This is a genomic window from Metabacillus sp. FJAT-52054 (assembly GCF_037201815.1).
GTDB classification, from domain to species: Bacteria; Bacillota; Bacilli; order Bacillales; family Bacillaceae; genus Metabacillus_B; species Metabacillus_B sediminis.
The window spans coordinates 319176-334758 of sequence record NZ_CP147407.1 but is presented as its reverse complement, the minus strand read 5'-3'; the positions used below and the strand labels follow the sequence as shown (position 1 = coordinate 334758).

The following is a 15583-nucleotide window of genomic DNA, read 5'->3' as shown; positions in this document are numbered from 1 at the left end:
ATCCGAAAAAAGGAGGAATTCCATTGATTAAAAAGACCGCATTAAAAAAATGGATTGCAGGAGCGGCAATTGCTGCTTTAACAGCAGGGCTTGCACTGCCGGCAGAAGCGAAGCAGGAAACCTATTCCGCAAGTAAAGCTGCTTACAAAGGAACTTCTATAGCAGATGCTCCTCTGCTTGCTTCGAAAAGCCGGCGGGTTAGTAAAGGAAAAAACGCCGGGGATGACGTAAGAGGACCAGCAGATCCCTCCTACAAAATGGACGTGGTGTATGATGCCAAAACTCATAAACTGACTGGGAAAATGAATGTCAGCTTTAAAAACAATGTGAAGGACAACCTCAGCGAGCTCTATTTCAACCTATGGGGCAGAGCAGATGTATTTAAGGATAAAGGCGGGAGCATGGACGTCTCAGACATCCGGGTAAATGGGAAAAAGGCATCATTCCAGGTGAAAGATACGGCATTGCACATTTCAAATCTGTCCCTTGCTAAAAACAAAGCCGCAACCGTTACAATGAACTTTAACGTAAGCTTCCCGAAACAGCAGGACCGGTTTGGCTGGTATGGAGATACTGTCTCCATGGGGAATTGGTTCCCTATTCTTTCGGTTTACGATGAGGAAGGCTGGAATGTCGATCCCTACTTTAACGCAGGGGAATCGTTCTATTCCTTATCCGGGAAGTATGATGTGAAAGTAACGACCGACCGCAAGCAGGTCATCGCAGCAACCGGCACTGAGCAAGGCAAACCGGCCGTGGACGGCGAGCTTGCCACCCATCACTATAAAGCAGAAAATGTCCGTGATTTTGCGATGGAAATGAACCCTACGTACAAAATTTTGTCCTCTAAAGTACACGGGGTTAAAGTAAATGTTTATTACGACGACAAATATGCCAAATATGCCGCTTCCCTAATGGAATCCGGAAAAGACAGCATCAAGCTGTTCAGTGAAAAATTCGGTAAATACCCGTGGCCGGAGCTTGACGTCGTATCCATGGAAGGCTGGTTCGGAGGGATGGAATATCCTCAGCTTGTCATGATCAGCTTAAGCGAAAACCGGACCCAGGAATGGGTAAAGTCTGTGAACGCCCATGAAATCGGGCACCAATGGTTCTATGGAATTATCGGAGATAACGAGTTTGATGAGCCCTGGCTTGATGAATCGTTTGCAAGCTATGCTGCCGCCCTTTATGATAACAGCCTTGATCAGTTAAACGTTCCTCCGCTTCCGGAATCCTATTATCATGTGACAAGCAAGGTTTCTGACTTCACTGCAAGAGGCAATGCCGGAATCAACGCCTATTACTACACCATTTATGACTACGGCGCAACAACCATCAATGACCTGCGTCTCGAAGTCGGAGATGATGCGTTCTATAAAGCGATGAAGGATTATTTCAACGAAAAGAAATTCGGCATCTCTACGACTAAGGACTTTATCGCAGCCATGGAAAGATCCACCGGCATGGATTTAACTCCATTTTTCAGAGAGCACCGCGTATTTCCTTCGGATCAGTACTAATCAGGAGCAGGACTTCTCATTCCGTATGAGAAGTCTTTTTTTCACACAATCTTTCGACCCTCAGCATGAAGGGATTTAGTTCCTTTTGTAGAAATAAATAGAATATACAGAAAGCTTGACACAAATCAAAAGGTGGGTGACTGGCATGTTTAAGAATCGTTTTCTCAAGAATCTTCTAATCAAAGGGATGCCGCACAAGGAGCAAAACGTTTGTGAATTAAAGCTTGTAAAGGTAATCAAACGCTTAAAAATTGAAGACTACAATTTTAACTGGGACCGAAACAGCTGCTTTATTGAATTTTATTATAAGCAGGAAGCTTACAGGCTGGAGCATTCAATTGAAAAAGCCAATGAAAAAGGCATACTGCTGCGAAATGGAATGGACTGTTTAAATGACCTGACCGACTCCCTTGAAGATCTTTGCGCCATTATAGATAGAGGAACATACCGATTCGAAACATGGATTGCCGGCATGAAGCAATCCCCGCCAAAACAAGAGCCGCCTGAATATCAAGAGGAATTTCATATCAGATACCGCTCATCAGGAGTCCCTCACTATCCGGAATTGCAAAGGAATGAGACACCATTCCACCCTGAATCTCCCCTGAAAGATTTTGATGAGAATGAAAATGTTCAGCTGCCTTTGCGTAAATAAAAAAAGACTTCCCGAACGCATGGGAAGTCATTTTTCTTTATTTATCAATGATAACCTTCAGCCCTCTGACTTCCTCCGCTGCATCCGTCAGTACATCTGCAAGGTTATTAGCCTGTTTTCCAAGATTCTTCCGGCTTTCATCAAAATGAATCCATTTAATAATCATCGGAGGAACAGCATAATCCACTAAGCAGTCATACAGGGCATCCAGGTTTTCCCCGTAAAAATCCGGAAACGAAAGCTCGGTTTTAAAATATTGGTGAACATCCTTCACTGTCAGCAGGTCCTTGCCGTTTAATACAAGTTCGGTCATGAAATTCACCTCAGGCTAAGTATGTATTCCATTTCATTAAATAGGACTTGCTCTCAAGAAGCAAGTCCCTTTTTTCAGCTTAGTATACTCTTGTAAATGTTTTATAGTGATCGCTTGTTGTGTAATAAAGTCCATCATTTGAGAAAACGACTCTGGAAGCGTTTCTGCATCCGGAAGTGTAGTACGCATCCGCTTCATAATAAACGCGTCCTGATTTAGCAGGAAGCAATCCTTCACGGTTGGAGAACACGTCTCCTCCAATGCTATAGCCAGGAAGAACATCCGCCAGGTTGCATTTGCTTGATACCCATCCATAGTATGAAGCTTCAGACTTCGTTACAAAGTTCGGAGGAAGCTCACCGTACGCTTTAAGATAATCAATAATCCCATCAAAGCTCGTAATAGATTCAACTGCTGCTGCCTTCGCTTGAGGAGCTTCGTTCGAAACCGGGCTCAAACCGCCAAACGCCAATGCAAAAATAAGAGCAACCATCGCACCAAACTTCATTAGCTTGTTCATTCTTCCATACCTCCAAAGTTAGTATTTTTTAAATACAAGCTTAATGATACAGTCGATTTTTGTCAGAATGGTTAAGGAATTGTAAAGAATGGTGGATATGGATAAAGATGAGAGAATGTTACTAAGAGACGGCAGGTAAAAAGACGAGAGAATGGATTTGCTTTCTTTTTTATGTATTTCCTTTTGCTTATGTTTTCAGGTGTGGAATGTTCGCTTTTCCACACAAGTCTTTCCCACATTTCCCCTCTTGAAACTATTCGATTAGGTTGAGCTCCATTGAGCGTAATTCCCCTTAATCATTCCCCAGTTGTCTTCAGACGTGATTATTTGCTTGCCCCTAATCCTTTCCTCGAACAGCATTTCTATTTCCAATCTCATCCCTATTATCGCACGGCCGGTGAAAGCCTTATCAAGATAGTCGCATATAATAAATAAACAGGACGTACTGAAGAAGCTGTACGTCCTTTACTTTAAATGCAATGGATTAATTCAAATTTATAATATGGATTAATGTTATTACAGAATTATTAATAGAAGTAACTACGGAACTTAATATTGAAGGAGTTAATACGGGGCTGAGCGGATAAACATACTAATTACATAGCATAAATGTTCTCAAAAATCTCTTCTATGATTTTACTGTTCTGTATAGGTTAATAATACTCCCTATTCCAATCCCCGTTCCTAACATTATATAAAGCAACCCATTGTCTAGACGTGGATATAAATATAGATTGGTTGCAATAATAGTAATAGAAAAAAGAAGTATAAAAGAATAAAATATAATTTTAAAACGACTGTTAGAATTCCCCACTTAAACTCAACTCTTTCTTGAATTATTTTAGTTATTTTAACGATATAAAAAGTTCTTATTTTTGTAAAGTAATTTAAAGATTAAGCTCTGTTAAACTTGGCTGTTGATTTCCGCTGCAGGCGCTCGCTTTCCGCGGGGCGGGCGGTAAGCCTCCTCCTCGCTTCGCGACTGCGGGGTCTCACCTGTCCCGCTGCTCCCGCAGGAGTCAAGTATCTTCCGCTACAATCAGCCTTACTAAGTATAGGTATAGAACAATATTAATAAAGAAAACAAAAACCCGGAAATGCTTTACTCGTTTCCGGGTTTTATTGCATTTGGCAAAAGCTATTTGCCCGCCATTGCTTCCATAACTCAGCTAGTCTTCATAATCATAGTACAATTCATCGGCATGCTTTTGGACGTTTTCCTTCAGGTAGGCTGAAATGAGTTCGGGCCTCTTGATTAGCACCCAGTCCCCGAATTTGTCAAATTTTCTGGCGGAGGTTTTCATCCCGAACGGAATCGTTCCAAACATTTTATTATTTCTGGATCCCCAGGCTGAGAGTCGCTTGGCAAAATCACAATCCTCTGCCATCAGCATCTCCTCGTTGAAACCGCCGATTGCTTCAAAGTCCCTTCTATAGCACCAGAAGATCCCCACAGATATCCATCCATATTTTAAGAGAATAGGGATGGAAAGCGTCGTTACCGATGCCATAATTCCGAGGGACATCCGGTCAAAATGGCCCGTCACACCGCCTCCAATAAATACGCCGGTCGATAACAGCTGGTCGACAGTCCTCAGCAGGTACTTGTTCATGCATGTATCCGCATCAATCGTAATCACTATTTCTCCTCTGGCAATCCTGGCCCCTGCATTCCTGATTTTAGACAGATTTTTATCCTCATTTTTTAAGGTAATGCAGTTGTAGGTTTGTGCGATTTCCTCTGTCCCATCCGTGCAGCGGTTTAAGACAACGATTATTTCAACCTGATTCTGATAAGGTGCAGCCGCCGCCATTATGGAATCCAGACACTCCCCAATATACTTTTCTTCATTATGAGCAGGGATGATAATAGAAAATTTAATAGGGTTACCCTCCATTCTCAAACTTCTTTCTCTATTTCTATGAGAGTTTCACATAAGTGCTTGTACAAAAAGCCTGATTCCAGAAAAAAACCTATATATTCTGCTAGTATTCCGAACAGCCAAATAAAAAAAGGCTTCTCAATGGATAAGAAGCCCCGTTCTTGTGAGTCATGTGAACTCACCGTGCCTAACGTTAGGAGATATTCTCTTTTTTCAGCTTCCGCTCCGTTTCCCAGTAGCTTGCATTTTTAATTCCTAATGCCTTAGGATCAAAAACAGGATCCAATCCCTGCTTCTTCTGTCTTTCATAATCCTTCAGTGTAAGAAGTGCCGGTTTGGCCAGTATCAAAATGGCAATGACATTCAGCCATACCATAATGCCCAGTCCTGCATCCCCGAGCGCCCACGCGACTTTGGCTGTTTTGACTGCTCCATAGAAAGAAGCCGCCATAATGACAAGCTTTAATACAAGTGTAGTCCACTTGCTATTCTTTTGGAATAAATACGTAAGATTTGTCTCCGCGATATAGTAGTAGGCCATGATTGTCGTAAAGGCAAAAAAGAAAAGAGCAATAGCGACAAAGCCCGCACCAAATCCGGGGATGACACTGTCAATGGCAGCCTGAGTATATCCTGGGCCCGCTTCAATACCTTTGAGATTGTTCACTATGAAAGAGCCGTTTTCCGCCTGTGTGTTATACATACCTGTAAACAAAATCATGAAGGCTGTGGCAGAGCATACGAACAGCGTATCAATGTAAACCGAAAAGGCCTGTACCAAACCTTGCTTTGCCGGATGGGACACCTCAGCCGCTGCGGCGGGATGGGCTCCCGTCCCCTGGCCTGCCTCATTCGAGTAAATTCCCCGTTTTACTCCCCATGCAACGGCCATCCCAATCAGACCGCCGAAGGCTGAATCTGCGCCAAAGGCACTTCTGAAAATTAACCCAATCACATTCGGCAATTCGGTAATGTTCATGATCACGATAATAACGGATAAGATTATGTATCCAAGTGCCATAAAAGGAACAATCAGCTGAGCTGCATTTGCGATTCTTTTTGTCCCCCCAAAGATGATAAAGCCTAATAAAACAACAACCGCTATCCCAGTGATGGCCGGAGATATTCCGAAAGCATTCTTCATCCCCAGGGCAATCGAATTGGCCTGCACTCCCGGCATCAAAACAGCCATGGCAATGATGGCTGCAACAGCAAATAGTACGGCAAACCATTTCCAGCCTATACCTTTTTCAATGTAATAAGCCGGGCCGCCCCGATATTGACCGTCCTGCTTTACTTTGTAGATCTGCGCCAGAGTAGATTCAATAAATGCACTGGAAGCCCCGATAAAGGCAATCGCCCACATCCAGAAAACAGCACCCGGACCGCCAAAAGCGATTGCTGTAGCCACACCGGCAATGTTTCCTGTCCCCACACGTCCGGATAGCGCAATGGACAGCGCCTGGAAGGACGAAACCCCAGCGTCCGAGCTTTTTCCCTGGAACATCAGCATAATCATGTCCTTAATGTGACGAACCTGCAAAAACCGGGTTAATATAGAAAATAAAAGTCCTACGCCAAGCAGTATGTAAATAACCGGGGTGCTCCATAAGATACCGTTTAAAGCTGTTACAAACTCCGCCAAACTACCACTCCTTTTTTCTGAAAATTCCCTCTATTAATTATATATTAGCCGGAATATTCCCACAATGAATTTGTCAACTTTCCTCACAATTAAGCAGAAATTGATAGCTGCAGTATCCTCTTTTTTTTCAAAATAAAAAGGATGCCCAAAAAGGTAGACTTTTTGGACACCCTTATCCTTACATTTTATCGCTTTTTAACCAGTTCACATTGTGCTGATGTCGATGACAAAACGGTATTTCACATCTGAAGCCAATACACGTTCATATGCTTCGTTAATTTGATCAGCTGAGATAACCTCGATTTCTGGAGCAATGTTATGCTCTGCACAGAAATTCAGCATCTCCTGAGTTTCACGAATGCCTCCGATCAATGAACCGGCAAATGAACGGCGGTGGGCAATCAAAGAGAACACGTTTAAGGAAAGCGGTTCTGCAGGAGCACCGACGTTTACTAAACTGCCGTCTAGAGTTAGAAGGGAAAGATAGGCATCCAGGTTAAGCTTGGCGCTTACCGTGTTAATGATCAGGTCAAACTTCCCTGCAAGCTTTTCAAACGTCTCCGGATCACTTGTAGCATGGTAATCATCGGCACCGAAACGCAGTCCGTCTTCTTTTTTCTTCAATGATTGAGAAAGAACCGTCACTTCTGCGCCCATAGCGTGTGCAATCTTAACAGCCATATGGCCAAGACCGCCGAGACCAACAACCGCTACTTTTTTGCCAGGACCTGCTTTCCAATGATGAAGCGGAGAAAATGTCGTAATTCCTGCACAAAGAAGCGGTGCTGCTGCATCCAGCTCAATATTATCCGGAATGCTTAAGACAAAGTCCTCTACAACCACGATATGCGTAGAATAGCCGCCTTGAGTCGGCTCACCGTATTTATCAACACCCGCGTAAGTCGGAATATTTCCTTTTAGGCAGTATTGCTCTTCACCCTTTTGGCAGTTCTCACATTCACCACAGGAGTCAACCATACATCCGACTCCTACCCGGTCACCGACCTTATATTTAGTTACCTCGGGTCCAACATCCGTGACGATACCTGCGATCTCATGTCCGGGTACGAGCGGATAGTTTACCTCGCCCCATTCACCGTGAGCCGTGTGAATGTCAGAATGGCAGATTCCCGCAAATTTAATTTCAATCAGAACATCTTTCGAATCTAGATCGCGCCGTGTAATTTCAGCTTCTTTAAAGGGTTTGTCCGGACCGTCAACAGCTCTTGCTTTAGCAGTAATCATAGAAAAACCTCCAGTAAGTAGTAGATTCATTTTTAAGAGAAACATTGTACAGGGTAACATTTTTTCATCTGTCTACCTGTTTTTCTCTTACGAAACCATGTTACCTCTTATAGTTAACTCTAGGTCAAGAGATAAGCTTTTTTCAATCTGCTGGTTTTGACACACATTCACTCTCGTGATAACTTCAAACATAGAGTTAACTCAAGGTCTATATATAAACCGGAAAGGGAGATTACGAATGAAAACCTATTCGATCAGTGAAGCGGCAAAAGAATTGAATCTAACCGTCTATACGCTGCGATACTACGACAAGGAAGGACTCCTCCCTTTTGTAGAACGGACAGCAAGCGGAACGCGATTGTTTAAAGAGTCTGATATAAGCGCGTTAAAAGTTATTGAATGCCTGAAATCCACCGGGATGCCTATAAAAGAGATTAAAAGTTTCATTGATTGGTGTTCTGATGGGGATTCCACACTGCAGCAGCGGTATGATATGTTTATAGAACGAAAAGCGACGGTTGAAGCACAAATGGAAGAATTGAAGAAAACAATGGAGGTCATTGAGCATAAATGCTTTTATTACAAGACGGCATTGGAGGCTGGGACAGAGGAGATTCATAAGAATGGGAAAATAGAGATTCCTGTTACCCTTTAATAAAAGTGGTTGTTCAGAAAATATTCTGTGATGTCCCACTTGTTATTTAACTTAGATTTGTTTAGGCTGATTTCCGCTGCAGGGCTCCCTCATCCAGGGGCGGGCGGTGTCCTCCTCCTCGCTTCGCGGCTGCGGGGTCTCACCTGTCCCGCTGCTCCCGCAGGAGTTCTCCCTTCCGCTTCAATCATCCTGACTCAGGATTTAAACTTAAAACAGGGAGACGCTTAGAATGGGTCTCCCTATTTATGATAATGTTACTTTTCATACCACCTCTAATTTTACTCTGAAAACCTTAAATCCCGCTTGCCTTCATTCACAAACCCCGGTTTCTTAAAAACACTCTTCCCATCCTGCCGGCTCTTCTTTTTATATTCACTGAAGCCGGTCAGCTCTTTTCCCCTCCATATCCAGCGTGTCTCATTTTCACCCTGCTCCAGGTAATAGAGGTTATGGTCAATCCGGTTCCCTTTATTTTGTTTAAAAGGATTGCTGATTAAAAGCTTCGAGCCACCGGCGACCAGTGTATTGTTCTCGATACGATTTTGCCTGGTGTTATATTGGAGATAGATTTGCCCGCTATCCTGTAACTCTGTATCATTTTTATACAGGATATTTTCAGTAATGGTGGAGTTAATGGTATTCCCGCGCTCCTCGTCGTAGCCGCCTATTGAAATTCCCGCGCTTTTATTTTCATAAATGGTATTTTTTCTGATGGTGATATAGCTTGTGGATTTGCCTTTGTGCTCGCTTGCTGCCTCAATGCCGATATCATTCTTGTAAACTTGATTATGTTCGATTGTAATATTCTTCCCGCCATCCACATAGATTCCGCCGGCCGTATACTCATTTCCGTAGGCGGGGTTCCAATAGCTCGATACTTGATACACGGTATTATGACGGATGAGTCCATTTCTTGCCTGATCAAAGGCATCATCCGGGGACGTGCCCTCAAATCCAATTGCATCGATGCCAATGTTATTCGTTCTTCTGATCACATTGTCCTGAATTCGAAAATTCGTTACATTGCCGTTGACCGCCAGCGCCTCACTCCAGCCAAGCTTCATGTCCTCGAGGGTGTTACTTGAGATAAGCACATTTTCAATTGCCTGCGGTGCCTTTGTTCCGTAAACCGCAATTCCATGTGCATTCCCGTCCGGGTGCTGCGTTTCAATATGGTGAATATGATTCCGCAGAAGCTGAATGCCTTTTCCGCTCCCGCTCACCGAGATTCCGATGGGCAGGGAATCCTCTTGTTTGGTTTTGTAATTTCTGATTTCCAGCCCATCGATTGTGATGTAGCTTTTATTGTGGATGGATACCAATCCTTGATTATCCCAGGAAATTTTTACGCCGGTTCCGTCAAGGATGGCCTTTTCCTTTGGATAAGCCTGAATGATGATAGGAGCGCTGCTTAGCCCTGATTTTTTGATCATAACCTGTTCCTTGTAAGTGCCTTTACGTACATAGATGGTTGTGCCTGGTTTGGATTGATCCACTGCTTTTTGGATGGTCTTGAGCGGCTGCCGGATTGTTCCCGGGCTTTGATCGCTTCCAGTGGGGGCTACGTACAATTTAGTTTCAATTACAGCTTTTGAGCAGTTGACCAAAAAGAATGAAGAAATGATCAGAAAGACCGTTAGAATTATTTTTTTCATGCGGGAATGCTCCTGGCTTAGTATTTAGACTTATTAAAAATATCGGTTCCAGACCAATTTTTTTCACCATAAAAACGCGAACTCCATAAAAATCCGCGTTTTGTTTGGGCCAGCTAAAGCCTTACCCTGACTTCAGTACCGTCCTTCGCTTTGACATCAACCAGGAGCAAGCCTTTATAATTTTTCAGTTCGCTGACAAATGGTTTTAGCAATTTTTTGTCGATGGGCGGAATCATATAGCTCCAATTCTTTTCCGCCAAGTAATCCTTTGTCCATCTGTTTACATTTGGGCGGAAAAATTTTGAGGACAGAATCGCAATTCCGATATGAAGAATGGCATATGGGAGAGGGATTGTGAATCGTACATCTTTCGTTTTCACCTTTAATTGGAGCATGGCACTACTCGATGATGACAGAAACGGTATCCCCGTTTGCCGACTTCACATCAACGATTTGGCCATCCAATTCGTTTTCAATTGCTTCGATTAATAGATTGATGTCTATATCTTTCACATACTTTTGAGATTCAGGGATACTCGAAGCAATTCCGTGGCCAGCCACTAACATCGCCTTCAAAAGCTTAATTGGCAAATTGACGGACACGTTATCATTTTCAGTTGATGCAACACGGACTTTTAATGTTTTATCTAGATATTTATCCGTTTTTTCAAACCGCTTGCTGCCTGTTTCTTCTTTTTCTTTTAAGACTTGAATCAACTCTGCTCCCTGCCCGGCATCAATTTTCCCTTCCTGCACCATGGTTAGCACTCTTGTAATTTCCTCTTTCATAACCCTTCCCCCTTATTCATCTTTTAGCAGCTTAATGGCTTCCTCAGGTGTGATCTCGCCATTTTCAAGCATCGTGACAATCTTCTTTTCGTCCGCTTCATTTTTCTTCTTTTCCGCATAGCCGAGGGAAGAAATGATGTCTGACAGTTTGCCGCGAACGGTCGGATACGAAATCTTTAATTCCTTTTCAACCTCTTTAATATTTCCTCTGCATGTTAGAAAAACTTCGACAAAATGAAGCTGATCCTTTGATAGAGAAGCCAGTTTGGATAATTCAAAATCATTTTCAATCGTCGTGCTGCAATGACTGCACTGCAGCCTGGTAATCTTCAGTGTTTCACTGCAGACAGGGCAGTTCGTGATTACTTCATAAGCCATTTTTGTAATTCCTTTCGTGAGCTTTGATTTGATTATAATAGCAAATCACGAAAATTAAAATAATAATATTAATTTTTTCCATAAAATAAATTAATATTTTTAAATTCCATATATATTTTATTAATTTTAAACGCTGGAATTATTTTCTCATAAGAAAAGCTTCTCAAAGATGAACTTCGAGAAGCTTTATCACTCATTACAGTTTTCTATGAAATTAAAGGAATAGATATTAGCAAATTGATAGCTATTAAAGAAAAAGATACATCAAATGAGAGAAGCAAAAGGCTGGTTCTTCTTCGGAAGCAGAAAAACCGGCCCTGTGCTATAAACAGTCTGCTGCACCTATTTCCTGTTTTCGCTAAAGTTAACAGTGTCTTTCAAATCACTGCCGTCTTCCATTGAATTTCTGCCGGTCATCTTTTTCACAAATTCTTTAACCGTTTTAAAGTTGAAGCCGGACTCCCAGTATTCAGCGATTTCAGGAGTCACCTTAATCAGAACGACATCCTCGTCTTCTGCAGACGTATTCAATACTTTTTCAACCACAAAATTCATGTACTCCTTCTTCTTTTCTTCATCCTGGACACACTCAGCCGTCCCGCTGATTGAGACGTATGAACTGCCTGCGTAGGCGAGGTTAACAGCGGGGTTATTTTGAATCTCCCTGTACTTCTCTGTATCTTTTTTGGTGATAAACCAAATCTCTTCCTGCTCCATCCTGACTTCCTGCGTATGCATTGGCCGTGACATCAGCCTGCCCTCCGGGGAAATGGTCGTCAGCATCGCTACCTTCTCATCTTTGATCAGTTCTTTAATTTTTTTAAGAGTTTTCTCGTTTTCTGATGTTTCGTTAGACATTATGGTTTCCTCCTTCTAATTCTCATCAGCTGCTTACCATTTTCTTTCCCTAATCGGTGCTGCATGACACTTTTAACAGCGAACAGCTTTTATTACAGACTTTTAAGCCGTGCCAGTCCCTCCTGCAATTACATAAGAATAGTAGGTACCATTAGAATGGAGGGACAAGACATAAACATTCTCTTTCTTGAAAGTCACCCGATGTGGATTTATGGCCTGCCGAATGGATTCAAGGACGCAGGTCATACGGCTATCATTTCCGGACCTATTAGTATTGAAACGATTTCACCGATGATAGAAGCGGTGAAACCTGATCTTATTGTATCGATGGGCTGGACGGAGGAGCACTGGGAGGCAAAGCAGCTATGGATTCGAAGTGCTGTGAAAAAGGCTAATATCCCCCTTGTATATTGGGCAACAGAGGATCCTCTCCATACAAAGAATTTCACACTGCCGCTAATCAGCAGAATGAAGCCCGATCTTGTTTTTACCGTTACTCCATCTTTAATAAAAACGTATGAGGAGCTAGGGATAAAGGCTGCTCACCTGGACTTTGGCTATCATGACAGCATTCATCATCAGATTCCGCCTCTATCAAACTACCGCAGTGACATTGCAGTGGTGGCGAATGCCTATCCAAAATTCATTAAAAATCAGCCGAATGGATACCGTGCCTCTTCCTTGCAAACGCTGATTGCGCCTTTACTGCAAAAAGGGATTCGTATTGACTTCTGGGGGAAAGACTGGGAGCATATGGAGAAATATTTAGGAAACAAGATTCCTGATGATTGGATTCATGGATATGTAGATTATCGGGATGCCCATAAAATTTACAGTTCCGCAAAAATCGTCATTGGTCTGCAAAACTGCGAAGATCAGCTTACACAGCGCACCTATGAAATTCTTGGATCAGGGGGATTGCTGCTAACCAATGACACACCTGCAGTAAGGGGAAAGTTTACACCTGATCGAGACTTGATCGTTTCAGCCTCCCCCGCGGAAACCGTTCAAAAGGTTGAATCCTATTTAGCGAACCCGATGGGAAGGGAACTGGTTCGAACTAGCGGGCGGAACTCTGTCAAACTAAATTCGTACCAGCAGCGGGCGGAGGAAATGCTGTTCCATGTAACAAACAGAGGAATTCTGAAGGACACACCAAAATCACCAGAAGGCGGAAGATGGATTAACTATGAAACCTCCAGTATTCATCTCGTAATGCCGGGTGAAACCTTAATCGGAATTTCAAGCAAGTATAGCATTCCCTTCATGCAGATTATGAGTATGAACGGCTTAACTTCGGACAAGATTTATACCGGACAAATTCTTAAAATTAAAGAGAAAAATCCAGCTCTTATTCCCCGTGCGCTGAATTCGTGGTTGAAGATTGTGAATGAACTTTTATAGGAACCCCTTAACGCAGATATAAATGCATGAAAGCGTGAGGATAAATTCATTTTGGCTTCTCGGAGATCAACTGGCAAAAAAGCAGAAGCCGTTCTGACATCGAAAGATATCGAGGGGCTTTTGCTTTTAGAAATCTTGAAAATCCTTTAATCTGCTTATTGGTTTATTGCACTCAAATAAAGATTCAGCGAGTCCTCTGCTTCTATAGCCACCAACTCAATAAAATCATCATACTCTTTCTTCATATGCGCTTTATCCAATGCTTCATAATAAGCCAAGCGATTCTCCATCTTAATCACAATTGGCGGAAAGCCGTCTTTCATCAGTTCCAGATTTAACAGCAGCCTCGATGTCCTGCCGTTTCCATCGATAAATGGATGAATTCCAACAAAAATAGCATGCAGCATGGCTGCCCGGGCAATCGGATGCAAGTTTTCTATTTGTGCCTGTTCGTACCAGATCATCAGCTGCTCCATTTCCCCTTTAATGAGAAAAGATGCTGGGGGGATATGTTTTAAAAACCTGCTCTATATACACCTGCATATTCATCATCAATGCCTTTCAGTACAAGGCGATGTAGGTTTGTAATACCATCAACATTTCAATCATTGTGTCGTGGAGGATTCTGTCTGTATCCTTTTTCTATAATTTCATACATAGCTACTTTGTAACTTATAGCTTCTAAGTGCTTGAGATCTTCATTAATCTTATTCTGCACCACTAATTTGTGCCTCATCATCATTTCCTTACGTTGTGATATTGTATCATCTCCAAATTCGTATAAATCAAGATACTCCTTAATTTTGGAAATGGGCATTCCAGTCAATCTTAAGGTGCGGATAAAATCTAGTGTCTCAATATTTTTTCCGTCATATATCCTGTGTCCCTTGGAATCACGAGAAATATTTTTCAATATTCCTTCTTTTTCATAGTATCTAAGGGTATTCGCAGTTACATTTAGGTGATCTACGAGATATTTCATGGAATATGGCATTTAATTTGCCTCCTTTCAGGTTGAAGTTACTATAACATCAACCCTATTAAAAGGGGAAAGATACACTCCAATAATCTCTATTTAACAATGCTGACTTTTAAAAATTGACTTACTGTTAGAATAACTAACTATACTAAAGTAGAACTATTGATAGAAGAAGTAAAAACTGACTCAGAAGGCATAAAGCATTGATTCAAAGTGGCGTTATTTTATGAAAGGCCTGAACTCAAATATCAACTGTATTATATCCCCAGTAAATGAAGGAGGATTTATTGTGTCAAATATTCAAAACAAAGTCATTATCATTACCGGCGCAAGCAGCGGAATGGGAAAAGCAACTGCAACTTTGCTGGCAGAGAGAGGTGCTAAGGTAGTAGTTGGCGCGAGAAGAAAACGACAACTTGATGAGTTGGTCACCACTATTACTTCCAATGGTGGTTCAGCAAGTTTTCAAGTAACGGATGTGACAAATCGCAGCGATGTTGAAAATTTGGTGAAACATGCTATAAATACCTATGGAAAAGTTGATGTAATGATAAATAATGCCGGTGTTATGCCGATTTCTCCCCTTGACGACCTGCTCGTCGAGGATTGGGAAAATATGATCGATGTCAACATTAAAGGCGTTTTGTATGGCATTGCAGCAGCACTGCCTGTATTCCGCAGGCAGGGTAGCGGACATTTTATTAACATTGCTTCTACTGCAGGACATAAGACTGTACCAAACCAATCGGTCTATTCAGGTACGAAGTACGCTGTACGTGCCATCTCAGAAGGTTTGCGGCAAGAAGCGGGTGATAAACTGCGGGTGACGATCATTTCACCAGGTATGACGCGGACGGATGTCGTGGATTCTATGACAAATCCGGAGGTAAAAGCCCAGCTTGAGGACATTGCTATGCCTGCAGACACAATCGCCCAATCGATTGCATTTGCAATTGAACAACCGGCTGAGATTGATGTGAACGAGGTCATTGTCCGCCCCACTGCGCAGGGGTAAATATAAGCAGATTGGAAATCAATTTACAGATTTATCTAACCAAAAAACCCGGCAAATCACCTGCCG

17 protein-coding genes are annotated in these 15583 nt (G+C 42.4%); 5 read left to right on the top strand and 12 right to left on the bottom strand.

Annotated features, from left to right (window positions below):
- Positions 1-23 precede the first annotated feature (23 nt).
- Positions 24-1523: a M1 family metallopeptidase gene (locus WCV65_RS01980; protein WP_338779597.1), complete on the top strand. Its 1500-nt coding sequence runs from the start codon at positions 24-26 to the stop codon at positions 1521-1523.
- Between the two features lie 145 nt (positions 1524-1668).
- The gene (locus tag WCV65_RS01975; protein ID WP_035408377.1) at positions 1669-2178 is read left to right on the top strand and encodes a hypothetical protein; all 510 of its coding nucleotides are present in this window, start codon (positions 1669-1671) and stop codon (positions 2176-2178) included.
- 37 nt (positions 2179-2215) lie between these two features.
- Here WCV65_RS01975 and WCV65_RS01970 read toward each other — a convergent pair whose 3' ends face one another.
- From WCV65_RS01970 to WCV65_RS01950, 5 genes are all read right to left on the bottom strand, one after another.
- Positions 2216-2491: a barstar family protein gene (locus WCV65_RS01970; protein ID WP_338779596.1), complete on the bottom strand. Its 276-nt coding sequence runs from the start codon at positions 2489-2491 to the stop codon at positions 2216-2218.
- Positions 2492-2570: 79 nt separating this feature from the next.
- A complete protein-coding gene (locus WCV65_RS01965) occupies positions 2571-3011 on the bottom strand; it encodes a ribonuclease domain-containing protein (RefSeq protein ID WP_035408381.1) in 441 nt (146 codons plus the stop codon).
- 1169 nt (positions 3012-4180) lie between these two features.
- The gene (locus WCV65_RS01960) at positions 4181-4909 is read right to left on the bottom strand and encodes a glycosyltransferase (RefSeq protein WP_338779595.1); all 729 of its coding nucleotides are present in this window, start codon (positions 4907-4909) and stop codon (positions 4181-4183) included.
- Between the two features lie 178 nt (positions 4910-5087).
- A complete protein-coding gene (locus WCV65_RS01955) occupies positions 5088-6539 on the bottom strand; it encodes an alanine/glycine:cation symporter family protein (RefSeq protein WP_338779593.1) in 1452 nt (483 codons plus the stop codon).
- A 204-nt stretch (positions 6540-6743) separates the two neighbouring features.
- Complete coding sequence (locus tag WCV65_RS01950; RefSeq protein WP_338779590.1) at positions 6744-7784, bottom strand: NAD(P)-dependent alcohol dehydrogenase; 1041 nt, start codon at positions 7782-7784, stop codon at positions 6744-6746.
- A 238-nt stretch (positions 7785-8022) separates the two neighbouring features.
- Here WCV65_RS01950 and WCV65_RS01945 point away from each other — a divergent pair, with 238 nt between their 5' ends.
- The gene (locus WCV65_RS01945) at positions 8023-8439 is read left to right on the top strand and encodes a MerR family transcriptional regulator (RefSeq protein ID WP_338779588.1); all 417 of its coding nucleotides are present in this window, start codon (positions 8023-8025) and stop codon (positions 8437-8439) included.
- A 278-nt stretch (positions 8440-8717) separates the two neighbouring features.
- On the opposite strand, the gene WCV65_RS01940 is transcribed toward WCV65_RS01945, so the two are convergent.
- From WCV65_RS01940 to WCV65_RS01920, 5 genes are all read right to left on the bottom strand, one after another.
- Positions 8718-10094: a right-handed parallel beta-helix repeat-containing protein gene (locus WCV65_RS01940; protein ID WP_338779586.1), complete on the bottom strand. Its 1377-nt coding sequence runs from the start codon at positions 10092-10094 to the stop codon at positions 8718-8720.
- Positions 10095-10207: 113 nt separating this feature from the next.
- A complete protein-coding gene (locus WCV65_RS01935) occupies positions 10208-10489 on the bottom strand; it encodes a hypothetical protein (protein WP_338779584.1) in 282 nt (93 codons plus the stop codon).
- A 4-nt stretch (positions 10490-10493) separates the two neighbouring features.
- The gene (locus WCV65_RS01930) at positions 10494-10883 is read right to left on the bottom strand and encodes a hypothetical protein (protein WP_338779582.1); all 390 of its coding nucleotides are present in this window, start codon (positions 10881-10883) and stop codon (positions 10494-10496) included.
- A 12-nt stretch (positions 10884-10895) separates the two neighbouring features.
- The gene (locus tag WCV65_RS01925) at positions 10896-11261 is read right to left on the bottom strand and encodes a DUF2089 domain-containing protein (protein WP_338779581.1); all 366 of its coding nucleotides are present in this window, start codon (positions 11259-11261) and stop codon (positions 10896-10898) included.
- Positions 11262-11603: 342 nt separating this feature from the next.
- On the bottom strand, positions 11604-12119 hold the full coding sequence (locus WCV65_RS01920) for a pyridoxamine 5'-phosphate oxidase family protein (RefSeq protein ID WP_338779579.1): 516 nt from the start codon (positions 12117-12119) through the stop codon (positions 11604-11606).
- Between the two features lie 171 nt (positions 12120-12290).
- Between WCV65_RS01920 and WCV65_RS01915 the strand changes: the two genes are divergently transcribed.
- Positions 12291-13523: a glycosyltransferase gene (locus WCV65_RS01915; RefSeq protein ID WP_338782112.1), complete on the top strand. Its 1233-nt coding sequence runs from the start codon at positions 12291-12293 to the stop codon at positions 13521-13523.
- A 155-nt stretch (positions 13524-13678) separates the two neighbouring features.
- Here the strand turns inward: WCV65_RS01915 and WCV65_RS01910 are convergent, their stop codons facing one another.
- Positions 13679-13999, bottom strand: coding sequence for a Fic family protein (locus WCV65_RS01910; RefSeq protein ID WP_338779577.1), 321 nt, complete (start codon positions 13997-13999; stop codon positions 13679-13681).
- 125 nt (positions 14000-14124) lie between these two features.
- Complete coding sequence (locus WCV65_RS01905; RefSeq protein ID WP_338779575.1) at positions 14125-14517, bottom strand: MerR family transcriptional regulator; 393 nt, start codon at positions 14515-14517, stop codon at positions 14125-14127.
- A gap of 274 nt (positions 14518-14791) precedes the next feature.
- On the opposite strand from WCV65_RS01905, the gene WCV65_RS01900 reads away from it, so the two are divergent.
- Positions 14792-15517, top strand: a complete 726-nt coding sequence (locus tag WCV65_RS01900; RefSeq protein WP_338779573.1) for an SDR family oxidoreductase — start codon at positions 14792-14794, stop codon at positions 15515-15517.
- Positions 15518-15583: the final 66 nt, after the last annotated feature.